Source organism: Paraburkholderia eburnea (genome assembly GCF_002917095.1).
Classification (GTDB): domain Bacteria; phylum Pseudomonadota; class Gammaproteobacteria; order Burkholderiales; family Burkholderiaceae; genus Paraburkholderia; species Paraburkholderia eburnea.
Genome location: NZ_PQGA01000001.1, coordinates 920908 through 942118, shown reverse-complemented (window position 1 = coordinate 942118; position 21211 = coordinate 920908). Strand labels below are relative to the sequence as shown.

The 21211-nt window shown below is 64.5% G+C and carries 21 protein-coding genes and 1 pseudogene; 6 read left to right on the top strand and 16 right to left on the bottom strand.

Features of this window, described 5'->3' with window-relative positions:
* Positions 1–25 precede the first annotated feature (25 nt).
* The 5 genes and pseudogenes from metW to argB form a co-directional block, all read right to left on the bottom strand.
* Positions 26–634, bottom strand: a complete 609-nt coding sequence (gene metW, locus B0G62_RS04220) for a methionine biosynthesis protein MetW (RefSeq protein WP_103702760.1) — start codon at positions 632–634, stop codon at positions 26–28.
* A complete protein-coding gene (gene metX / locus B0G62_RS04215) occupies positions 631–1776 on the bottom strand; it encodes a homoserine O-succinyltransferase MetX (RefSeq protein WP_103702758.1) in 1146 nt (381 codons plus the stop codon). Before metX ends, metW begins: the two co-directional genes overlap by 4 nt.
* Before the next feature lie 246 nt (positions 1777–2022).
* Positions 2023–2682 carry a nucleoid occlusion factor SlmA gene (slmA, locus tag B0G62_RS04210; protein WP_103702756.1) on the bottom strand — a complete coding sequence of 220 codons (660 nt, stop codon included), beginning with the start codon at positions 2680–2682 and terminating at the stop codon, positions 2023–2025.
* A 187-nt stretch (positions 2683–2869) separates the two neighbouring features.
* Positions 2870–3578, bottom strand: a pseudogene (locus tag B0G62_RS04205) (pyrimidine 5'-nucleotidase).
* A 253-nt stretch (positions 3579–3831) separates the two neighbouring features.
* Complete coding sequence (gene argB, locus B0G62_RS04200) at positions 3832–4731, bottom strand: acetylglutamate kinase (protein WP_103702752.1); 900 nt, start codon at positions 4729–4731, stop codon at positions 3832–3834.
* A 323-nt stretch (positions 4732–5054) separates the two neighbouring features.
* On the opposite strand from argB, the gene B0G62_RS04195 reads away from it, so the two are divergent.
* Positions 5055–5291, top strand: a complete 237-nt coding sequence (locus tag B0G62_RS04195; RefSeq protein ID WP_103702750.1) for a cysteine-rich CWC family protein — start codon at positions 5055–5057, stop codon at positions 5289–5291.
* 25 nt (positions 5292–5316) lie between these two features.
* Here the strand turns inward: B0G62_RS04195 and B0G62_RS04190 are convergent, their stop codons facing one another.
* Positions 5317–6951: a hypothetical protein gene (locus tag B0G62_RS04190; RefSeq protein ID WP_103702748.1), complete on the bottom strand. Its 1635-nt coding sequence runs from the start codon at positions 6949–6951 to the stop codon at positions 5317–5319.
* A gap of 116 nt (positions 6952–7067) precedes the next feature.
* On the opposite strand from B0G62_RS04190, the gene B0G62_RS04185 reads away from it, so the two are divergent.
* Positions 7068–8420 (top strand): ATP-binding protein, encoded by a 1353-nt coding sequence (locus tag B0G62_RS04185; RefSeq protein WP_103702746.1) that lies wholly within the window; start codon positions 7068–7070, stop codon positions 8418–8420.
* Positions 8421–8534: 114 nt separating this feature from the next.
* Positions 8535–9077, top strand: coding sequence for a response regulator transcription factor (locus B0G62_RS04180; protein WP_103702744.1), 543 nt, complete (start codon positions 8535–8537; stop codon positions 9075–9077).
* 76 nt (positions 9078–9153) lie between these two features.
* Here the strand turns inward: B0G62_RS04180 and hslU are convergent, their stop codons facing one another.
* The 9 genes from hslU to dapF form a co-directional block, all read right to left on the bottom strand.
* The gene (gene hslU / locus B0G62_RS04175; protein ID WP_103702742.1) at positions 9154–10503 is read right to left on the bottom strand and encodes an ATP-dependent protease ATPase subunit HslU; all 1350 of its coding nucleotides are present in this window, start codon (positions 10501–10503) and stop codon (positions 9154–9156) included.
* 26 nt (positions 10504–10529) lie between these two features.
* Positions 10530–11066, bottom strand: coding sequence for an ATP-dependent protease subunit HslV (gene hslV / locus B0G62_RS04170; RefSeq protein WP_103702740.1), 537 nt, complete (start codon positions 11064–11066; stop codon positions 10530–10532).
* 358 nt (positions 11067–11424) lie between these two features.
* A complete protein-coding gene (gene dksA / locus B0G62_RS04165; RefSeq protein WP_027815854.1) occupies positions 11425–11844 on the bottom strand; it encodes an RNA polymerase-binding protein DksA in 420 nt (139 codons plus the stop codon).
* A 360-nt stretch (positions 11845–12204) separates the two neighbouring features.
* Positions 12205–12426 carry a hypothetical protein gene (locus tag B0G62_RS31045; RefSeq protein WP_146055195.1) on the bottom strand — a complete coding sequence of 74 codons (222 nt, stop codon included), beginning with the start codon at positions 12424–12426 and terminating at the stop codon, positions 12205–12207.
* A 27-nt stretch (positions 12427–12453) separates the two neighbouring features.
* Positions 12454–13557, bottom strand: a complete 1104-nt coding sequence (locus tag B0G62_RS04160; RefSeq protein WP_181315538.1) for a CobW family GTP-binding protein — start codon at positions 13555–13557, stop codon at positions 12454–12456.
* A gap of 197 nt (positions 13558–13754) precedes the next feature.
* Complete coding sequence (locus B0G62_RS04155; RefSeq protein ID WP_103702736.1) at positions 13755–14957, bottom strand: class I SAM-dependent rRNA methyltransferase; 1203 nt, start codon at positions 14955–14957, stop codon at positions 13755–13757.
* Positions 14958–15072: 115 nt separating this feature from the next.
* Complete coding sequence (gene xerC, locus B0G62_RS04150; RefSeq protein ID WP_103702972.1) at positions 15073–16017, bottom strand: tyrosine recombinase XerC; 945 nt, start codon at positions 16015–16017, stop codon at positions 15073–15075.
* A gap of 42 nt (positions 16018–16059) precedes the next feature.
* Positions 16060–16743: a DUF484 family protein gene (locus tag B0G62_RS04145; RefSeq protein WP_103702734.1), complete on the bottom strand. Its 684-nt coding sequence runs from the start codon at positions 16741–16743 to the stop codon at positions 16060–16062.
* Between the two features lie 197 nt (positions 16744–16940).
* On the bottom strand, positions 16941–17807 hold the full coding sequence (gene dapF / locus B0G62_RS04140) for a diaminopimelate epimerase (RefSeq protein WP_103702732.1): 867 nt from the start codon (positions 17805–17807) through the stop codon (positions 16941–16943).
* A gap of 321 nt (positions 17808–18128) precedes the next feature.
* Between dapF and B0G62_RS04135 the strand changes: the two genes are divergently transcribed.
* From B0G62_RS04135 to B0G62_RS04125, 3 genes are all read left to right on the top strand, one after another.
* The gene (locus B0G62_RS04135) at positions 18129–19100 is read left to right on the top strand and encodes a hypothetical protein (RefSeq protein ID WP_146055194.1); all 972 of its coding nucleotides are present in this window, start codon (positions 18129–18131) and stop codon (positions 19098–19100) included.
* Between the two features lie 10 nt (positions 19101–19110).
* Complete coding sequence (locus B0G62_RS04130; protein WP_103702727.1) at positions 19111–19341, top strand: hypothetical protein; 231 nt, start codon at positions 19111–19113, stop codon at positions 19339–19341.
* A 381-nt stretch (positions 19342–19722) separates the two neighbouring features.
* Entirely contained in the window at positions 19723–19932 is a 210-nt protein-coding gene (locus B0G62_RS04125) for a hypothetical protein (protein ID WP_167401176.1), read from the top strand.
* 115 nt (positions 19933–20047) lie between these two features.
* Here B0G62_RS04125 and B0G62_RS04120 read toward each other — a convergent pair whose 3' ends face one another.
* On the bottom strand, positions 20048–20932 hold the full coding sequence (locus B0G62_RS04120; RefSeq protein ID WP_103702723.1) for a lipid A biosynthesis lauroyl acyltransferase: 885 nt from the start codon (positions 20930–20932) through the stop codon (positions 20048–20050).
* Positions 20933–21211 lie beyond the last annotated feature (279 nt).

Here is a 21211-nt window from a genome sequence, read left to right as displayed (position 1 = left end):
GGAACGCGCGTCGCCGGTCCCGGCGTCAGCGTTTCTTCACGCGATAGACCGCAAGACTACCACGCCAGTTCACACCCCATCGAACGGTCTGGCCCCCGTGCAGCACGGCGCGGTCGAGAATTTCGATGCCGACTTCGGGCGCGAGCGCCTCGAAATCCTTGACCGTGAGCACACGCACGTTCGGCGTGTTGTGCCATTGGTAAGGCAGCGATTTCGACACCGGCATGCGCCCGCGCAGCACCGACAGCCGGTGCGGCCAGTAGCCGAAATTCGGAAACGAGACGATGCATTCCTTGCCCACGCGCGCCGTTTCGCGCAGGATCGCGGCGGTCTGATGGATCGTCTGCAGCGTCTGCGAAAGGATGGCGAAGTCGAAGCTCGCATCCTCGAACAGGCGCAGACCGTCTTCCAGATTCTGCTGGATCACGTTGATGCCGTTCTTCGTCGAGGCGAGCACGCCCGCGTCGTTGATCTCGATGCCATAGCCCGTGCACTCCAGCTCCTCGCCGAGCAGCGAAAGCAGCGAGCCGTCGCCGCAACCCAGGTCGAGCACGGTCGAGCGAGGCTCGATCCAGCGCGCGATGGTGCGAAAGTCGGGACGGGCGGAAAGACTGTCGAAAGCGCTCTGGTTCATGCGCCCACCTCAGCAGCAATACGTTCGTAATAGGCGCGCACGACGTTGTGATAGCGCGCGTCGTCGAGCAGGAAGGCGTCGTGGCCGTGCGGCGCGTCGATCTCCGCGTAGGTCACCTGGCGCTTGTGGTCGAGCAGCGCCTTCACCAGCTCGCGCGAGCGCGCGGGCGCGAAACGCCAGTCGGTCGCGAAGCTCGCCACCAGGTATTTCGCCTTGGTGTGCGCGAGCGCGCGCGTGAGATCGCCGTCGAAATCCTTGGCGGGATCGAAGTAGTCGAGCGCGCGCGTGATGAGCAGATAGGTGTTGGCGTCGAAGTAATCCGCGAACTTGTCGCCCTGATAGCGCAGATACGACTCCACTTCGAATTCCACGTCGAAGTTGAAGTTGTAGGCGTCTTCGGCGCCCTCGGCGCGGCGCAGCGCGCGGCCGAATTTTTCGGCCATGTCGTCATCGGACAGATAGGTGATGTGGCCGATCATGCGCGCGACGCGCAGGCCGCGCCGGGGCTTCACGTTGTGCGCGTAGTAGTCGCCGCCGTGGAAGTCCGGGTCCGAGAGGATCGAGGAACGCGCCACTTCGTTGAAGGCGATGTTCTGCGCCGACAGCTTGGGCGTGGAGGCGACCACGATGCAATGCGCGAGCCGGTCGGGATAGCGCAGGCTCCACGCGAGCGCCTGCATGCCGCCGAGGCTGCCGCCCATCACCGCCGCGAATTTTTCGATGCCGAAGCGGTCGGCCACGCGCGCCTGGGCGTCCACCCAGTCTTCCACGGTCACGACCGGAAAGCGCGCGCCCCACGGTTTGCCGGTGGCGGGGTCGAGGCTCATCGGTCCGGTCGAGCCGAAGCACGAGCCCAGATTGTTCACGCCGATCACGAAGAAGCGGTTGGTGTCGAGCGGCTTGCCCGGACCGACCATGTTGTCCCACCAGCCGACATCTTTGGGGTTGTCCGCGTAGACGCCCGCGACATGGTGGGACGCGTTGAGCGCGTGACAGACGAGCACCGCGTTGCTGCGCGCGGCATTGAGCGTGCCGTAGGTCTCGACCACGAGGTCGTACCCGGCCAGCGCCGTGCCGTTCTGCAGTTGCAGAGGCTCGTCGAAATGCAGTGTTTGAGGAGCGACGATGCCGATCGATTCCATTCGTTCCGCCTGTGTTTTTCGGGCGGCTAAACGGTGTCGGCGAGCGCGGAGTGCGAGAGGATTGGCGCGGCTGACGACCTCTTTAGCCGCATTTATATCGAACTCCGCCGGGCCTATGCCCCAGGAGTTCACGCGCCCGCAATCGAGTCAGCAAATCGGCGCGTGGGGATTGCAAATGTATTGCAAAAGGAACGCAGAGTATATCGGAAAAAGTGCAAAGGGGCCTGGCGCACGGGTCCAGCGGGGTTACAGCAGGATCACGCGGATCTGCTCCTCGGCGTGTTCGCCCGGCGAGCGCGTGAAGCCGCTTTGCGCGTAGCGGTGCCAGCAGCCGATCACGTAGCGCACGACCAGACTCGCGCGCACGGCCGGGTCGTAAGCGCCCGGCGCGCTCGCGCCGCTTTCGCGGCCTTCCGCGAGTCCCACGCGCAGACACTGGCGCAGCGACGCCTCGATGCGGTCGAGCATTTGATTGACGCGCTCGGCGAGCCGTTCGTGCTCGCCCACCAGCGCTTCGCAGGTCAGTACGCGCGTCATGCCGGCGTTTTTCGCGGAAAACTGGATCAGCATGAGCGCGATCGCGCGCGCCTGCAGCATGCCGCCCGGTTCCTTCGCGACGATCTGGTTGATGAGCGCGAAGAGCGTCTGCTCGATGAAGTCGATGAGGCCTTCGTACATCTGGGCCTTGCTAGCGAAGTGGCGATACAGCGCCGCCTCCGATACGCCGATCCTCGCGGCGAGCGCGGCGGTGGTGATCTTCTCGCCGCGCGGCGTCTCGAGCATCGACGCGAGCGTCTGCAGGATGTGCACGCGGCGCTCGCCCGGCTTCGGGCGGCCGGCGCGGCGCGGCGTGTCTTCTGTTGCTACGGCTGCGTCACGCGTTTCCAACGAATGGCTCGGCTGCATGAATGTCGCCCCTGAGTGCGGCTGGCGGGCCCGTGGGTCATCGGGTCGCCGCGCCGCTTGAGTCTTGCCGTTTATTGTCGCTCGGGACGCCCAGGCGTTCCGGGTGAATTTTTCCTTCGCGTCTTCGCGTCGCTGGCTGTGCCCGTGGTCCGTCGGGCCAGGCGCGCGTGGCTGGATCGGTGAGCGCTCAGGCGCGCGGCCGGCCCCGCAGCGGCGTGTGCTGCAGGCCGCGTTGCAGCGATTTTAACGAACGAATGCGGTGATCGACATAGTGGGGCCGCCCGCCGCGCGCCATGTGCGCGGGCAGATGGCCCGTGATCCAGACCGTGCGGATGCCCAGGCGCCGGTAGCGCTTCAGATGCCCGTGCGTATCCTCGACGAGGATGGCGTCCGCGAGCGGCGCGCGCGCCTCGCGCAGCACGGCGCGCAGCATGCCGTGATCGGGCTTGGCGCGCCAGCGCCCGCGCGTCTGCATGTGCTCGATCGCCACCACGCGCTCGAACAACTGCTCGATGCCCAGTTCCGCGAGCATGGCGCGCGCGTAGGCTTCGGGCGCGTTGGTCAGCACGATCTTGCGGCCGGGCAGCGCCGCGAGCGTGCGCGCGAGGCCCCGCTCGGCGTGGACCATGTTGGGCAGATCGGGGAACGTGTGCACGACCTTGAGGAAGTCGTGCGGATCGATCGGATGATGGCGCGTGAGGCCGAGCAGCGCCGCGCCGTAGCGCCGCGTGTAGCTCGTGCGCAGATGGTTGGCGACGTCGCGGCTCACGCCTAGTGCATCGATGATGTACTGCGTCATGCCCACGTTGATGGCCGGGAAGATCGCGCGCGAGGCGCCATGCAGCGTGTTGTCGAGATCGAAGAGCCAGACGGGCGTGTGCCGGTGGGGCGCGCAGGCGCCGCGCACGCTGCGTGCGGCATGGGGGCGTCGGCGAAGCGCCCGGGCGGGGGGGAGCGTACTGCGGTTGATCGCGCTGCGGTTCATGGTGCTGCGTTCATCGGGCTGCTGCGTTCATGGAGCTGTAGCGAATGAAGGCGCGGGCATGAAGCCGCCCGAACGCGCATGCGCCGCGCAAGAGGCGGCGCACGAGGGTGAGGGTGCCGGTCAGGAACCGGCTTCCGGCGGCAGCGCCGCCGGAGACGCACACATTAGTGCGAGCGGATCATCGTGCCGAACGGCTGTTCGGTCAGGATTTCCAGCAGCACCGAATGCTCGATGCGGCCGTCGATGATGTGCACCGAGCGCACGCCGCTCTTGGCCGCGTCGAGCGCCGACGAGATCTTCGGCAGCATGCCGCCCGAGATCGTGCCGTCTTCGAAGAGCGCGTCGATTTCGCGCGCCGACAGGTCGGTCAGCAGATTGCCCGACTTGTCCATCACGCCAGGGATGTTCGTCATCATCACGAGCTTTTCGGCGTTGAGCACCACCGCGAGTTTGCCCGCCACGAGGTCGGCGTTGATGTTGTACGACAGGCCGTCTTCGCCAAAGCCGATCGGCGAGATCACCGGAATGAACGCGTCGTCCTGGAGCGCCTTCACGACGGCCGGGTTGATCGCCTCGACCTCGCCCACCTGGCCGATGTCGACGTACTGGCCCGGCTTGTCGCGGTCCGGCATCATCAGCTTGCGCGCGTGGATCAGGCCGCCGTCCTTGCCGGTCAGGCCGACCGCGTGGCCGCCGAAGTGGTTGATCAGCGTGACGATGTCCTGCTGCACTTCACCGCCGAGCACCCACTCGACGACTTCCATGGTTTCCTCGTCCGTGACGCGCATGCCCTGGATGAAGGTGCCCTGCTTGCCGATCTTCTTGAGCGCCGTGTCGATCTGCGGGCCGCCGCCGTGCACGATGACCGGGTTGATGCCCACGAGCTTGAGCAGGATCACGTCGCGCGCGAAGCCCTGCTTGAGACGCTCTTCGGTCATGGCGTTGCCGCCGTACTTGATGACGACGGTCTTACCGTGGTACTGGCGGATGTACGGCAGTGCTTCGGCCAGAATTTCGGCTTTCAGGGTAGGCGCGATCTGCGAGAGGTCGATGGGCTCGGACATGGCGGCGGAGGGGACAGGAAAACGGGGCGAAAAACGCCCGAAAAGGCGCGCTAGCAAAAGCGCGGACGAATCTGGCCGAATTGTACAGGACTGGCGCGCTGCAACAGGGTTTTCGCCAGGTTGGACGAATGCCGACGCAATGATGCAACAGAAGTGTGTCTACGGCGTCATTGGGGGACTTCTGTGGCGATTCTTCGGCGATTGTGCGGCAATTTCCGTGAATTTTCCGCGACAGCCGGTCTTGCGGGGGAGTGTCGAGGCGCGTCCCATGCTGTGGCATCATTTCTACATCGCCGACGCTGGTTTCCTGGGAGCGCGCCGCCATGACCGCCTCCGCTTCACCCGCCCATGCCGTCAGACATGCGCGCTGCCCGCGCTGCGGGAGCACGTTCGACTGCGGGCGTAACACCGAGCCGTTCGATTGCTGGTGCAAGGCGCTGCCTGCCGTGCCCGCGAGCCAGCTCGATCCGCGCGGGCGCTGCTTGTGCCCCGAATGCCTCGTCGCCGGCGTTGCCGCTGGCGGGACGCCGAAGGGCAAAGGCGGCGGCGCGGGTCACTGACACGCTCCTGCCGCCTCGCCGGCGTTCAGGCGCGCTTCGATTGATGCGTGGCGGCGAGCTTCGCCAGATCGGCGCCCATGCTGTCGAGCACCGGCTCCCATTGCCTGAAGTGCTGCTGGCGATACAGCGTGGTGTTCGGATACCACGGGCTGTCGCGGCGATCGAGCATCCAGACCCAGTGCGGGTTCACGTCCAGCAGCACCCACGAACGCTGGCCGAGCGCGCCCGCCAGGTGCGCCGCCGACGTGCAGACCGAAATCACGAGATCGAGCGCATCGACGAAAGCGGCGGTGTCGTCGAAGTTCTTCCACTCTCCGGTGTAGTCGATGACCTCGAAGCCTGCTTCGCGCGCGGCCGCGATGTCGGCTTGCGCGCCTGGCTGCAACGAATAGAACGCCACGTTGTCGATGCCGCCGAAATGCCGCGCGTAACGTTCAAGCCCGACGCGCCGGAACGGATTGCGCTTATGCGTGAGGCTGCCCGTCCAGGTCAGTCCGACCTTCAGCCGGGTTTCTGCGGCCAGACGTTCGCGCCAACGGGCGGCCGCGGCGGGTTCGGAGGCCAGATAGCGCGTGGGGCCGGGAATGGTGTCCTCGCGCGTGTCGAAGAGCCAGGGCAGGCTCACGAGCGAGATCTCGTAGTCGAACGGCGGCAGCGCCTCGACCGGGCCGCCCGCTGTGTACAGGTCGAAGTGGCCGTGCAGGCTGCGTGCCAGCAGCGCGCCCATCTGCGGGAAGGCGTTCCACGCGAGCTTGCCGCCCTCGCGGCGCACGCGTTCGGCGAGCATCGGGATATAGCGGCTGAATTGCAGCAGATCGCCCATGCCCTGTTCGCCCCACACCAGCAGTGTCTTGCCCGCGAGCGGCTCGCCGCGCCATGTGGGTTTCGGAAACACGGGGCGGCCCGACGCGAGTTCGCTCGACCCTTGCCAGCGCAGCTCATGATCGGCCCAACCTTCGGCGAAGTTGCCGCGCACGAGCTGGGTCATCGACAGGTTCAGGCGTATCGACGCCTCGTTGGGGGCATACTGGCACGCGGCGCGGGCCGCGCGCTCGGCTTCGTCCCAGTGCTGGTTTTCCTTGCAGGCCATCGAGTAGTTGTTGAGGGCGTGGGCGCTGTGCGGCGCCAGGGCGACGGCGCGCCGGCTGGCTTCGAGGGGGCGCGTGGCGTCGGCTTCGTCGGCCCGCAAGTGCCCGAGATTGACCCACGCGTTGATGTCTTCCGGATTCGCCTCGATGCATTCGCCAAGTAGCGCCGCGACTTCATCGCCATCGGATTTGATTTGCATCAATGCAGTTGCAAGATTGTTGCGCAGATTCGGAAACGTTCGATCGATGGCGAGCGCGCGGCGGTAAGGTACCAGGGATTCGGCGTGACGATTCGCCAACTGCAATGCCAGGCCTGCCGCAAACCATGCGGCGGTGCGTTGCGGTTCAAGCCGGGCGATGGCGGCGCACAGCCGGATGGATTCCTTCGCCAGCTCGGGTTGCTTCGCGCGCGCGGCCGTGAGCATGAGCGCGTCGTCGTCGAGTTCGCGCAGCGCGGTGCGCGTGGCGTCCAGCAGCGTGTCCACCGACGACATATCGCCGCAGGCAACATCGACGAAATCGAGAAAGAGATCGCGCGCCTTCTGCACGGGATCGGGCGTAAAGGAAGTCATCGGCTGCCTGCCTTGTCAGAAAAGGTCGCCCGCTGTGTAGTGGACGTATGTCAGATATTGGAACAGAGCTTTTCGAGACAATGAATAAGACAAGTCCGAACAGGTAAACTGACGCCATGCATCGCATAACTGTCAGCGCCCGCGTCAATCTCAGCCATGTATTCTGGCTGCGCAGCCTCGCCATCATCGGCCAGCTGTGCACGATTGCGTTCGTGCAATTCTTCTTCGGCGTGCAATTGCCGCTGCCCGCCATGCTGTTCGTGATCGCCCTTGAAGTGGCGTTCAACGGCGTCACCTGGCTGCGCGTCACGCAGGACCGTCCCGAATCCGATCTCGAACTGTTCGGTCAACTATGGGTCGATCTCGGCGCGCTTTCCGCGCTGCTGTTCCTCTCGGGCGGTACGACCAATCCGTTCGTTTCGCTCTATCTGCCGTCGCTGGCCATCGCGGCCGCCGTGTTGCCGTGGTATCTCACGGCATGGCTCGCGTGCTTCGCCGTGGTTTGCTACGTGCTGCTCGGCTTCGACAACGTTCCGCTCAATCTCGACAATCCCGCCAATCTGTTCGATTACTACCGCGCGGGCATGTGGGTCAACTTCATGGTGAGCGTGGCGCTGATCGTGTGGTTCGTGGCACGCATGTCGCGGGCGCTGCGCCAGCGCGAATACGCGCTCGCCGACGCACAGCAGCGCCTGTTGCGCGACGAACGTGCGGTGGCGCTCGGCGTGCAGGCGGCCACCGTCGCGCATGAAATCGGCACGCCGCTGTCCAGCATCGCCATGCTCACCGAAGAACTGCGCGACATCGCCCGCAGCGACAAGGGCCTGGAGCCGTATTCCGCCGACCTCGAATTGCTCGACAAGCAGATCACGCTCTGCACCTCGGCGCTTGCGCGATTGCGCAGCCGCGCCTCGTCCACGGGTAGTCGCCAGGCGGTGAGCGAATGGCTTGGGCCGTTTGTCGAACAGTGGCGCCTGCGCCATCCGCACGTGAGTTTCGAACTGCTTGGCGATGCGCCGCAGGACCTGAGCCTCGACGACACCGTGGCGGTCGGCCAGATCCTCACCATCCTGCTCGACAACGCCGCGCGCGCGAGCCGCGACTTTGTGACGCTGCGCGCCACGCCGCTGCCAGGATATATCGATTTCGAAGTTTGCGACGCGGGGCCGGGTATCCCGCCGTCGTTGCGCGCGTCGCTGGGCGCGGCGCCCGTCGACAGCACGCAGGGCGGTCATGGCGTGGGGCTTTATCTGGCGTTTTCGTCGGCGGCACGTCTTGGCGGATCGATCGATCTCACCGACGCTCCCGCGCAAACGGCGAAGGGCGCGACGAGCCTCGAAAGCAGCGCGCCCCGCCCGCGCAAGGCGCGTGGCACGCGCGCGGTATTGCGCGTGCCGGTGACGGCGGGGCCGGCGGCTGAAGTGAGCCCGGCCGCCGGTTCGCGCGGTGGCGCGGCGGCGGCGCTCTAGGACAGGGGATCAGGCATGGCAGGCGCGAACGGCTCGGCCCGGCCTGATCGATACGCAACATCACGCAACATCACGACGCATCACGGAACATCGGTGCAACACGGAGAAAGTGGCATGAGCGATATGAATTTTCTGGTGATCGACGACGACGAAGTCTTCTCCGACATCCTCGCGCGCGGTCTCACGCGGCGCGGCTACGAAGTGCAGCAGGCGCACAACGCCGAGGAAGCGATCCGCTTCGCAAACCAGCAAAAGTTCGGGCAAATCACCGTCGACCTGCATCTGGGCAACGACTCGGGCCTCACGCTGATCGCGCCGCTGCGCGATCTTCAGCCCGATGCGCGTATGCTCGTGCTCACCGGCTATGCGAGCATCGCCACGGCGGTGCAGGCGGTCAAGGACGGCGCGGACAACTACCTCGCCAAGCCCGCCAATGTCGAAATGATCCTCACGTCGCTGCAGGGCGACGCAAGCTCGCTGCAGGCGGAAGCCGCCATCGAACATCCCGCGCCGCTGTCGGTCGCGCGTCTCGAATGGGAGCACATCCAGCGCGTGCTGTCCGAGCACGGCGGCAATATTTCGGCCACGGCGCGCGCGCTCAACATGCACCGGCGCACGCTGCAGCGCAAGCTCGCAAAGCGTCCGGTCAAGCAGTAAGCGCGTTCACATCGGCGCCGCAATGAAAAAAGCCCTGCATTTGCAGGGCTTTTGCTTTAAGGCCTGGGGTGCGCGCTTACAGCACGTAGCGCGACAGATCCTCGTCCTGCGAGACTTCGCCGAGCGCCTTGTCCACGTAAGCGGCATCGACGGTCACGCTCTGGCCCGCGTGATTGCCCGCGGCGAACGACACGTCTTCCAGCAGCTTTTCGATGACCGTGTAGAGACGGCGCGCACCGATGTTCTCGGTTTTCTCGTTGACCGAGTAAGCGATTTCCGCGAGGCGGCGAATCCCGTCTTCGGCGAAATCGAGCTGCACGTCTTCGGTGGCGAGCAGCGCCTGATACTGCTTCACGAGGCTCGCGTCGGTCGAGACCAGAATCGCTTCGAAGTCCTTCACGGACAGCGATTCCAGTTCCACGCGGATCGGGAAGCGGCCCTGCAGTTCGGGAATCAGATCGCTCGGCTTCGACAGATGGAACGCGCCGCTTGCGATGAACAGGATGTGATCGGTCTTGATCATCCCGTACTTCGTGTTGATGGTGGTGCCTTCCACGAGCGGCAGCAGATCGCGCTGCACGCCCTGACGCGACACTTCGCCGCCGCCGCTGCCTTCGTTGTTACGCGAGGCGATCTTGTCGATCTCGTCGAGGAACACGATGCCGTTCTGCTCGACGTTCTGCACGGCCTTCTGCTTGACCTCTTCGTCGTTGAGCATCCTGGCCGCTTCCTCGTCCGTGAGGAGCTTGAGCGCTTCCTTGACCTTCACCTTGCGGCGCGTCTTCTTGCCGCCGCCCAGGTTCGCGAACATCGAACGGATCTGCTCGGTCATGTCTTCCATGCCCGGCGGCCCCATGATGTCCATGCCTGCCTGCGGCATTTCGACGTCGAGCTCGATTTCCTTGTCGTCGAGCTGGCCTTCGCGCAGGCGCTTGCGGAAGGTCTGGCGCGTGACGTTGTCGCCTTCGCCGGCGGTAGCCGCATCCGACGAGCCAAAGCCCACCTGGCGCGCGCTCGGCAGCAGGATGTCGAGGATGCGGTCTTCGGCCTGATCGGTGGCTTTGCTGCGCACCTTGCGCATTTCCGTTTCGCGCGTCTGCTTCACCGAAATTTCGATGAGATCGCGCACGATGCTGTCGACGTCGCGGCCCACGTAGCCCACTTCGGTGAACTTGGTCGCTTCGATCTTGATGAACGGCGCGTCCGCGAGCTTGGCCAGACGGCGCGCGATTTCGGTCTTGCCGACGCCCGTCGGCCCGATCATGAGAATGTTCTTCGGCGTGATTTCCTGGCGCAGCGGCTCGGCCACCTGCTGACGGCGCCAGCGGTTGCGCAGCGCGACAGCCACGGCCTTCTTGGCCTTGCCCTGGCCGATGATGTGCTTGTCGAGTTCCGAGACGATCTCGGCGGGAGTCATGGTGCTCATCGTGATTCCTTGTCGTCCTGGGAGGGTTACTCGATGGTTTCGATCACGCGGTTGTGATTCGTATAGATGCACATGTCGCCCGCGATTTCGAGCGACTTTTCGACGATTTCGCGCGGCGAGAGGTCGGTGTTGTCGACCAGCGCCTTGGCCGCGGCCTGCGCATACGAACCACCCGAGCCGATCGCGCAGATGCCGCCTTCGGGGTCGAGCACGTCGCCGTTGCCGGTGATGACGAGCGTGGTGGTGGCGTCGGCGGCGATCAGCATTGCTTCGAGACGGCGCAGCATGCGGTCGGTGCGCCAGTCCTTGGCGAGTTCGACGGCGGCGCGGGTGAGATTGCCCTGATGTTTTTCGAGCTTGGCTTCGAAGCGGTCGAGCAGCGAGAATGCGTCGGCGGTGCCGCCGGCGAAGCCGACCATCACCTTGCCGCCGTAGATGCGTCGCACCTTCTTCGCTCCGCCCTTCATGACGATGTTGCCGAGGGTGACCTGGCCGTCGCCGCCGAGGGCGACCTTGTCGCCGCGCCGCACGGATACGATCGTCGTGCCGTGAAATTGCTCCATGTGCGTTCCTTTTACCGTTGTTGCCAGGTAGAGACTGGCGCGGCTGTTGCCGCCGTGCCGCGCCGTCGGGATTCGGTACGCGCCGCGCGTGCCGGGCGCCTGCGTGGAAGACGTGCGCGCCAGGGCGCGCGAGCGGGCGTGTCGGTAGGAGTTTAGGGCGGCAGCGGGCAGTTCAAGGGCTCGCGGCGCAGAAAGCGAGATAAAGGCGAGGGGAAAAGGGTATGGGAAAGGCATTGGCGCGCACGAGCGGCGCGCCAATAAAAAAGCGCACGGGACTCCGTGCGCTTCTTCGAGGAAGGCAGTCGATCCGGCACGCACTCACGTATCCAACGTGGCGCGGCCGGTGGCCGGAAGCGGATCAGTCGCCGAACAGCTTCTGGCGCAGTTCGCGGCGCTCCTGCGCTTCGAGCGAGAGCGTGGCGGTCGGGCGCGCGAGCAGACGCGGAATGCCGATCGGCTCACCGGTTTCCTCGCACCAGCCGTAATCGCCCGATTCGATGCGCGCGATCGATTGCTGCACCTTCTTCAGCAGCTTGCGTTCGCGGTCGCGCGTGCGCAATTCGAGCGCATGCTCTTCTTCGATCGTCGCGCGGTCGGCCGGATCGGGAACGATCACGGTTTCGCGCAGATTCTCGGTGGTCTGGCCCGCATTGCGGAGGATTTCCGCCTGCAGCTGTTCGAGCCGGTTCTTGAAGAAGGCGAGCTGATCCTCGTTCATGTAATCCTTGTCGCTCATCTTCAGGATTTCGGCTTCGGTCAAGAGTCGTTTCGTCGTCATCTGGCTTGCTTCTTCAATGAGTGAGGCAAAACTGGCACATCTTGCCTGCACTTTTGTGTTGCCCGCAGTGGCTTTTACCACCCAAAACCGCGTTTTATCGCGCGCTTTGTCGCGCCAAGGTGCGCACTGACGGGCACGGACGGTGAATTGTCGTGACGCCTGAGCGCCGCTGCGGGGCCGAACTCCTCTGGAAACCGTAGTTCAGAAGCTTCTGAGGCATATTTCGTACCGGCTGCGCGCTGCGACGCGACGCGCGGCCGGGGAGGCGATTCTCGCCGAAGCTGCCGGAAATTGCCGTAAACCGGTATGGGGGAGAATGCCGCTCTTCCAGTGGGGCCGTATTGTAACCGAACCGCAAACTCACGCCGCAAGCGGGAAATCCCTGTATTCGCGGCCTGGTCCTGCGCTCGATATCCAGAAAATATAACGCGCTAATCGTGAAAAAGCGATGGTCGGGTACGTTATTTGATGCACAGCGCACGCAAAGCTGTCATTACGCGCCTGCAATGCCGCTAAAAACAGCAACGCCCGGCGCGAGGCCAGGCGTTGAAGTGTCAAAGTCAGCGTCAAAATCGACGCCATTGCTGTCTTAAATGCGGAATCAGCGCATCAGACGAGGCAGGCGTCGAGACCGTCGGTGATGAGATCCTTCGGCAATTCGATGCCGATGAACACCATCTTGCTGTTCTTCTTCTCGATCGGCAGCCACTTGGCGGCGAGGTCGCTGCCCATCATCTGGTGCACGCCCTGGAACACGACCTTGCGATCCACGCCCTTCATGTAGAGCACGCCCTTGTAGCGCAGCAGGTGTTCGCCGTAGATCTGCAGGATGCCGCCGAGGAAGTCCTCCAGGCGGTTCGGGTCGAACGGGCGGTCGCTGCGGTACACGAACGACTTGATCTTGTCGTCGTGGTGCGCGTGGTGATGATGGTGAGCGTGGTCGTGACCTTCGTGCGAGCACTTGCCGTGATCGTGGTCGCAGTCCGCGTGATCGGCGTGATCGTGGCCGTGGTCATGATCGTGTTCATCATGAGCGTGCGCGTGATCGTGATCGTGCTCGTCTTCCGCGAGGAAGTCGGGATCGATTTCGAGCTTGGCGTTCAGGTTGAAGCCGCGCAGATCGAACACTTCCTTGATGTCCGTCTCGCCGAAGTTCACTTCGCGCACCTGCGCCTTCGGATTCATGTGCAGTACGCGGTGACGCAGATCGGCGACTTCCTTCGCATCGACGAGATCGGCCTTCGTGATGAAGATGCGATCGGCGAAACCGACCTGGCGCTGCACCACTTCATGCTCGTTCAGCTGCTTGTTGCCGTGCTTGGCATCGACCAGCGTGATGATCGCGTCGAGCAGGAAGGTGTCGGCGATCTCGTTGTCCATGAAGAAGGTCTGCGCGACCGGGCCCGGATTGGCGAGGCCGGTCGTTTCGATCACGACGCGCTCGAAATCCAGCTTGCCGTCGCGCTTTTGCTGCGCGAGGTCGCCGAGCACGCGCGCGAGGTCGCCGCGGATCGTGCAGCAGATGCAGCCGTTGCTCATCTGGATGATCTGCTCGTTGCTGTCCTGCACGAGAATTTCGTTGTCGATGTTCTCTTCGCCGAACTCGTTCTCGATCACGGCGATCTTCATGCCGTGGTTCTCGTTGAGGATGCGCTTGAGCAGCGTGGTCTTGCCGCTGCCGAGAAAGCCGGTCAGGATCGTGACGGGAATCATGCTGTTTGCCATGCTCTGTGCCTGATGAGTGTCGGGTGAGGACGCGGCGCGGCGCGCGGCCCGCGCGCTCTGTCGCCAGTGTTACAACATAACTATCTATTGAATCATATCTGCGGCGTACTCGCAGGAGCGGCGCGATACGGGGTCGTATCATGCGCGCGCCGCGTGCGCGCCGATCACGCGCAGATAAGGCCGTCTCAGGCGATTTGCAACAGCAGGCCCTTGAGGTATTCGCCTTCCGGGAACGCCGTCAGCAGCGGATGATCGACGCCCGCGCCCAGGCGCTTGAGGATGCGCGCGTCGACCTTCGCATCGGCGGCCGCGCCCGCGACGATCTTCTGGAACAGTTCCGCATCGATCGCGCCCGAGCACGAGTACGTGAACAGCAGGCCGCCCGGACGCAGCAGCTTGAAGCCGGTGAGGTTGATGTCCTTGTAGGCGCGCGCGGCGCGGTCCACATGCTCGCGCGAAGCCGCGAACTTGGGCGGATCGAGCACCACGAGGTCGAATCGCTCGCCTTCTTCGTGCAGACGGCGCAGCGTCTTGAAGGCGTCGGCGTCGAGCCAGGTTGCGCGTTCGGCGTCGAAACCGTTGGCTTCGACGTTCTTTTGCGCCGTGTTCAGCGCCTCGCCCGACGAGTCGATCGACACCACGCGTTTCGCGCCGCCCTTCATCGCCGCAAGCGAGAAGCCGCCCGTGTAGCAGAAGCAGTTGAGCACGTCGCGGCCATCGGCATAGGTCTGCACCAGCGCGCGGTTGTCGCGCTGATCGACGTAGAAGCCGGTCTTGTGGCCATTGCGCACATCGACGTGATAGCGCACGCCGTTCTCGTTGGCGATGATGGTGGCGGGCGGCTCGTCGCCGGCCAGCAGGCCCGTGATCTGTTCCAGCCCTTCCTTCTCGCGGATCGAGACGTCCGAGCGTTCGTAGACGTTCGGGCAGCCCGTCGCCGAGGTCAGTGCGCCCACGATCGCCTCTTTCCACGCCTCTACGCCCGCCGCCATGAACTGGCAGACCAGTTGGCCGCGCGGGTTTTGCGCGTCTTCCGTATACCAGTCGACGATCAGGCCCGGCAGGCCGTCCGCCTCGCCGAAGATCAGGCGCACCGCGCCCGTGCCCTTCACCATCGCCTGGCGGTGGGCGAGCGCGCGCTGCACGCGGCGCTTGAAGAACGCGTGATCGATGGGTTCGTTCTCGTCGAAGCTCCAGACGCGCGCGCGGATCTGCGAATGCGGGCTATAGGCGGCGCGCGCGAGGAAGCGGCCGTCGTGAGCGCGCACGACCACCGTGGCGCCCGGCGCGGGCTTGCCGTCGACGCGGTCGATCGCGTTGGCGTAGACCCACGGATGGCGGCGCAGCAGGGATTTTTCTTTCGACGGCTTGAGTGTGACGATATTCATGATGGATGTGATGCCAATGATGCGGCGGCGTCCGCCGGCTCCGCGTGGAGCGCCGGACGCGCAAAAACGGGTGGATGCGCGGTGAGGCTTCAGCGGCCCCAAGGGCTTGATGGGCCTACTCTTCGCGCTTCTTCGCGCGCGGATGCGCGTTGTCGTACACCTTCGCCAGATGCTGGAAATCGAGCGACGTATACACCTGCGTCGCCGATATGCTGGCGTGGCCGAGCAGTTCCTGGACCGCGCGCAGATCGCCGCTCGATTGCAGCAGATGCGTGGCGAACGAGTGCCGCAATACGTGCGGATGGACGTTCGCCGGAATGCCGGCCACGAGCGCCGCGCGCTTCACGCGCTCGCGCACGACGCCCGGCGCCATGCGGTTGCCGCGCACGGAAAGAAAGAGCGGCGCGTCGTCGTGCTTGACCCACGCGTCGCGCACGGCGAGCCATGCGTCGAGCGCGTCCAGCGCCTTGCGCCCGACGGGCACGATGCGATGGCGGTCGCCCTTGCCGTGCACTTCGACTTCGGCGGCGTCGCGCTTGAACCAGCCCGCCGACTCGTAGCCGTCGCGCCGCACATAGCGCACGTCCAGACCCACGAGTTCCGCGAGGCGCAGTCCCGACGAATAAAACAGCTCCAGCATCGCCTGGTCGCGCAGTGTTTCCAGGTTGCCCGTGGTGGCTTCGCTCGCGGCGGCGGGCGCTTCCATGAGACGCGTGGCGTCGTCGACGGACAGTGCCTTGGGCAGCGTCTTCGCACGCTTGGGCGCGCGCACCGCCGCGACCGGATTGGCGTCCAGTTCGATGCGGCCCGCGAGCCAGCGATAGAACGCGCGCCACGCCGACAGCCGGTGCGCGATCGAACGCGCCGACAGACCGCCTGCGTGCGCGCGCGCCACGGCGCCGCGCACGTCGGTGGGCGTGACCCGTTCGAGGGGCCGGCCGTTGGCGAGCTTCTTCAGTTCGTCCAGCTCGTGCGCATAGCCGCGCAGCGTGTGCGCCGAGAGCCTGCGCACGTGCTCGAGCGTGTCGAGATAATCGGCGATCGGATCGGTCGGGTTCACGGTGACGGCTTCGGTACGGGTCAAGACAGCTTCAAGGTTGGATCAATGCGGCAGCAGGCGTGCCAGCGCCCCACTGGCGAGCGTGCCGATCTGACGCAGGAAATCGGTGCCCATGCCGTCGTGAAAGCGGCGCGGATCGGGCGAACCCATCACGAGCAGGCCGAACGCTTCGCCGCCCGGATCGCGCTCTTCGTCCGAGACGCGCTTGCGCAGCGCGATGATCGCCACCGACTGCGGCTCGCCTTGCGTGCCATCGAGCCACTGCGCGGCCTCGAAGCCCGTGTTCGCGCCGCAATACGGCGTCTCCAGGCTGCTGGCGAAGAGCCGCACTTCCTCGCCCGTGTGTTTCGCGAAGTTCGCCTGCGTGTAGCTTTCGGCGACATCCCATAGACGCAGCGCCGATTGCGGCACGTCGAATTCCTCGCGCAGGCGCTCGGCGATCATGAGCGGCAACGCGTGCGGATCGCGCTCGGCGAGCACGAGCGAGGTCCAGTGGACCATTTTCGCGGCGATGCTGTCGTTCTCGTGGCCGTAGCGCAGCAGCTCGGACAGGCGCAGTTCCAGATGTTTGTTCTTCTCGCGCAGCATTTCCATCTGGCGCTCCTGGAGCGACACGGCGGCCTTGCCGTGCGGATTGCCCAGTTTGAGCGAGACCAGCAGCTCGGCGTGCTCGACGAAGAAGTTGGGGTTGGCAAGCAGATAATCGGCGACTTCGCGATCGGTCATGTTGTTAGCACGTCAATAAGCGCGTTCGGTCAGGAAGCGGCGCGCGGCTGCGCGGCGGATGAGGCGATGTATCGTGATTGCGCCGCGGATACGTTCGCGGCGCGCAGGGTCTTGCGTAGTGCTCGGTCTTGCAAACTGCGTGCTTCAGTGTGCGTGCTTCAGTTCGCTGCCTGAATCGGCGGCTTGTCGATGACAAGTCAGTCCTGGATTTCGATCTCGCCTTCGAAGACGGTCGTGGCCGGGCCCGCCATGGTCAGCGCGGCGCTTTCGTCGTGCGCGCCGTCCCAGGCGATCGTGAGCTGGCCGCCGTGCGTGTGCACCTTCACCGGCGAATCGAGCAGGCCGCGCCGAATCCCCGCCGCCACCGCCGCGCACGCGCCCGTGCCGCACGCGAGCGTCTCGCCCGCGCCGCGCTCGAACACGCGCAGCTTCACCTCGTTGCGCGAGACGATCTGCATGAAGCCTGCGTTGACCTTGTTCGGAAAGCGCGCGTGCGTCTCGATCACGGGACCGTCCTGGAGGACCGCGAACGCCTCGGCGTCGTCGACCACCTGAACGGCGTGCGGATTGCCCATCGACACCGCCGAAATCCAGCGCGTGCGGCCGTTCACTTCGAGCGGCCAGAGCGTGTCGTTGCCCTCGCGGCGGCCTTCCAGGCCGCTCGCGTCGAACGGCACCAGCGCCGGCTCGAACACCGGGCTGCCCATGTCGACCACGACTTCGCCGTTTTCCTGCATGACGAGCGTGATGACGCCTTTCTGGACTTGCACGCGCACGCGGCGCGCATCGGTGAGCTTGTGGTCGCGCACGAATTTGACGAAGCAGCGCGCGCCGTTGCCGCAGTGCTCGACCTCGCCGCCGTCGCAATTGAAGATGCGATAGCGGAAATCGACGCCATCGACGGTCGGCTTCTCGACCAGCAGCAGTTGATCCGCGCCGATGCCGAAATGGCGGTCAGCAAGCGCGCGCACGCGTTCGGGCGTGAGCGAGAGCGACTGGGTGTAGCCGTCGAGCACGACGAAGTCGTTGCCCGCGCCGTGCATCTTGGTGAATTTCAGCTTCACGGTGTACGTCGATTCCTTGCTGCGAGAGGAGGTGTGGCGAGATGTGACGAATAGCGAATGATACACGGTGATAGCGCAGGCTTTACGGTCGCCCAATAGAGGCGTACGGGAAGCTGGGCGTTCGCGGCAGTTGGGAGGTGGACGACGCTGCCGGCTGCAGATGTTGGTGCGCGAGGGGCAGATCGATGCGCCCTGCATCGAATGCGAGTCGGTCAACGTAGCACAAGGTCGGACGCCTGAAGGCGTGCTACTAGACACGCTACAACCGGCGGAGGTGACATGTCGTTACCCGAATGGGGCAACTCGTATAACGCGCTCTACGTGCCGCTCAAGGGCGGTTGGCAGTGCGCGCTAGTGCCCGCTCGCGATATCGAAGACGTAGACCGTGGCTGGCGGCTCTCTTACGAGGAGCGCCAGACAGCGCGCAAGGCGCGCGAAGAACAGATGGAGCAGGACCGGCGGGATTTCGATCAGATCTTCCGGGTGAGCATTCGCCGTGGCGCTTCGCGTATCTGCGGCGATTTCAGCGCTTACGCCAGTTTCATCAGCAAGCACGTCCGTGGGCGGTGGCCCACGCCCATCGATGGCCACGACATAACGCGCATTCTGCGCGAAGCGGTGCGCGATGGCCTGATCGTTCCCGCCATTGATCGTGACTGGCGCGGCAGTGCTGGCGTATCGGAGCGCTACGCGCCGCAAACTTGGGGCGAGACGTATCGAGGCGGTGGAGGTGGAGTGGCCGCCAGTACGCCCCGCGCGAAGACGTTCCACCAGTCGGTGATGGAATCGATGGGCCTCGATGCAGACGGCGCGACGGCCTACATCGAAAAGTACAACGCGATGGTCGAGCGCATCGACGCAATACAGGCCGCGAACGCTGCAAGGCGCGCAGCGGCCGCACTGGCGAGCAACGGCGACGACTTGCTTGGCGAGGTGGAGGCGGCGGCCGGGGCGGTGCTCGGCGATGCTGGCGCGGACGATAGCGGCGCGTCTGACAATGACCTGTTCAGCGCCGACGCAGCCGGCAATTCGACGCCGCTCGGCGATGCACAGCCATTCGAATACACGCCCGATGCTCTGGGCGGGGATGCTGTCGGGCTTGCGGCCAACGATCGCGGGAGCATGTACGCGTGCGACATCATCTCGTCCGAATGCAAAGGCTCTGTGTTGCGCGAATTTCCGGGGCAATATCTGAATTCGACGCTCAACGAAATCCAGGGCGATGCTCAGGACGGAAGCAAAGATGCTCGGAAGGCGCTCAAACTACTTAACGATGGACGCTTCAAGAAATAGGAGCCAAGGCATGAACCACACGCTGTTTACCCTGCTCGACAAGCTCGACGCGGAGAAGATCCACTACACCCTTGCGCGGCACCGGTCGGATAGTGTTCTCGTGGCCGTTACGGTCGTGGGGCAGCGGATAGAGATCGATGTATTCCGGGACGGACACATGGAGGTCTCGCGATTCGTCGGCCATGAGGATATCGAAGGCGGGGCGGAGCTGATTAACTCCATCGTTGAACTCGGGCGTTGAGCGTGCGCGGCACGATTGAGATTGACGAATACCGCTAGAGCCGTGCGCGAAACGGAAAGCTGGGCGTTCGCGGCAGTTGGGAGGTGGAGCGCTCGCCAGTACGCCGCGCGCGAAGACGTTTCACCGGTCGGTGATGGAATCGATGGGCCTTGATGCCGACGGCGCAACGGCCTACATCGAAAAGTACAACGCGATGGTCGAGCGCATCGACGTGATACAGGCCGCGAATGCTGCAAAGCGCGCAGCAGCCGCACTGGCGAGCAACGGCGACGACTTTCCCGGCGTGATTCGATTCGAACGGCAATCTCTGCGCCCAATACCATGCGAGCCACGGCGAGCCGCACGGCCACAATTCCGGTTGGAAGGCGCCATAACTACGTCGTGTTCCTCGACTGTCTCGACGTGCGCACGGCAGAGATCGATGTGGACGCCATGCCGGAGGAAGCCACCATCATGGAGATGACGCTTGCGCGAGTTGAGGGCGGATTGATCCGGCTGGACCTGACGCCGAACGTCGGGCTCGACGTGCGGCTTACGTGCGCGCGAGTCGTGGTCAGTGACATGCGGCCTTATGTCCGGCCTGCGTCGTGAAATCCGCAACGGTGGTGGGTTCGTAATTTTTGGCGTTTCGGCGTAACCACAACCAGAACGCCGCCCAGCAAAAAGCCGCCCGCAGGCGGCTTTCCGTTCGACAAGGCGGACAGCCTCAATACACCCCCGGCTCGCCCTCCGGTCGCGTCTTAAACCGCTTGTGCACCCAGTAATACTGCTCGGGAATGCGCGGAATCTGTTCCTCGAGAAACTCGTTCATGCGGCGCGCGTCCTGCTCGTCGTCGCCGGTCGGATAGTTTTCCCAAGGTTTGAAGACTTTCAGCCGATAACCCTTGTAATTGGGCAGCACCTCGCCGATGAAGGGCACGACCTGCGCATGGCCCACTTTCGCCAGACGACCGACCGCCGTGAGCGTGCAGGCGGGCACGCCGAAGAACGGCACGAAAGTGGAGTTACGCATGCCGTAGTCCATGTCCGCGCCGAGCATCACGGGTTTTTTGTCGCGCAGCCAGCGCAGCACGGCGCGCGCGCTGTCCGCGCGGCTCACCATTTCGGCGCCGAAGCGGCTGCGGCCGGCCTTCGCGGCGGCTTCGAATTCGGGGTTCGAGAACGGCTGGTAAAGCGATCCGCACGGACGGTGCAGCGAGTAGTTAAGGAACATCGATCCGGCTTCGATGCCGACGAAGTGCAGACCCAGAAAGAGCGTGGGCGGCAGATCGAGGTCGGTGAGGTCGATTTCGCTGTCGAGCTGGACGAGTTTTTCGAGTTTCTTCGCCGAGCCGAACCACTGCACGCTGCGCTCCATATAGCTGCGGATCGCCTGGCGAAAGTGCTTGCCCGCGACTTCCTCGCGCTTTTCGTCGCTCCACTCGGGGAAGCACAGGCGCAGGTTGGTGTGGACGACGCGCTTGCGGCGGCTCGGGATCTGGTAGAGCAGCCAGCCCAGCCCGTCTCCCAGACGAGCGACGAAACCATAGGGTAGGATCGCAAAAAGCTTCAGCAGACCAATGGCGAAACGTGAGCCGAGTTTGCCTAGCATACGGCGACTCCCGTGACGTGCCGGAAAGTAGTGGAGAAAACGATTGACAACACGCGGTGTGACTCTGCGACAAATTAGGGAAGTCGCTATAATACGGGCTTCGCCGAGTTAACTGACAACTTGCGGGGCGAAGCCGGTTCGCCATGTATCGCGCCACGGAGCTAAGTGTGCGGTCATGAGCCAACTGGACCAGGTAATCCGCTAAAGCGTCGCCGCTTCAAAGCTCCCGAAGCTGGCTACGTGAAATTCAACCGTTACCAGCTACAAGGAGCCTTACAC

What these genes read in the sequence shown, in the direction of transcription:
- metW (WP_103702760.1), bottom strand. Translation starts at nt 634, where the DNA reads ATGAACCAGAGCGCTTTCGACAGTCTTTCCGCCCGTCCCGACTTTCGC.
- metX (WP_103702758.1), bottom strand. Translation starts at nt 1,776, where the DNA reads ATGGAATCGATCGGCATCGTCGCTCCTCAAACACTGCATTTCGACGAG.
- slmA (WP_103702756.1), bottom strand. Translation starts at nt 2,682, where the DNA reads ATGCAGCCGAGCCATTCGTTGGAAACGCGTGACGCAGCCGTAGCAACA.
- argB (WP_103702752.1), bottom strand. Translation starts at nt 4,731, where the DNA reads ATGTCCGAGCCCATCGACCTCTCGCAGATCGCGCCTACCCTGAAAGCC.
- B0G62_RS04195 (WP_103702750.1), top strand. Translation starts at nt 5,055, where the DNA reads ATGACCGCCTCCGCTTCACCCGCCCATGCCGTCAGACATGCGCGCTGC.
- B0G62_RS04190 (WP_103702748.1), bottom strand. Translation starts at nt 6,951, where the DNA reads ATGACTTCCTTTACGCCCGATCCCGTGCAGAAGGCGCGCGATCTCTTT.
- B0G62_RS04185 (WP_103702746.1), top strand. Translation starts at nt 7,068, where the DNA reads ATGCATCGCATAACTGTCAGCGCCCGCGTCAATCTCAGCCATGTATTC.
- B0G62_RS04180 (WP_103702744.1), top strand. Translation starts at nt 8,535, where the DNA reads ATGAGCGATATGAATTTTCTGGTGATCGACGACGACGAAGTCTTCTCC.
- hslU (WP_103702742.1), bottom strand. Translation starts at nt 10,503, where the DNA reads ATGAGCACCATGACTCCCGCCGAGATCGTCTCGGAACTCGACAAGCAC.
- hslV (WP_103702740.1), bottom strand. Translation starts at nt 11,066, where the DNA reads ATGGAGCAATTTCACGGCACGACGATCGTATCCGTGCGGCGCGGCGAC.
- dksA (WP_027815854.1), bottom strand. Translation starts at nt 11,844, where the DNA reads ATGACGACGAAACGACTCTTGACCGAAGCCGAAATCCTGAAGATGAGC.
- B0G62_RS31045 (WP_146055195.1), bottom strand. Translation starts at nt 12,426, where the DNA reads ATGGCGTCGATTTTGACGCTGACTTTGACACTTCAACGCCTGGCCTCG.
- B0G62_RS04160 (WP_181315538.1), bottom strand. Translation starts at nt 13,557, where the DNA reads ATGATTCCCGTCACGATCCTGACCGGCTTTCTCGGCAGCGGCAAGACC.
- B0G62_RS04155 (WP_103702736.1), bottom strand. Translation starts at nt 14,957, where the DNA reads ATGAATATCGTCACACTCAAGCCGTCGAAAGAAAAATCCCTGCTGCGC.
- B0G62_RS04145 (WP_103702734.1), bottom strand. Translation starts at nt 16,743, where the DNA reads ATGACCGATCGCGAAGTCGCCGATTATCTGCTTGCCAACCCCAACTTC.
- B0G62_RS04130 (WP_103702727.1), top strand. Translation starts at nt 19,111, where the DNA reads ATGAACCACACGCTGTTTACCCTGCTCGACAAGCTCGACGCGGAGAAG.
- B0G62_RS04120 (WP_103702723.1), bottom strand. Translation starts at nt 20,932, where the DNA reads ATGCTAGGCAAACTCGGCTCACGTTTCGCCATTGGTCTGCTGAAGCTT.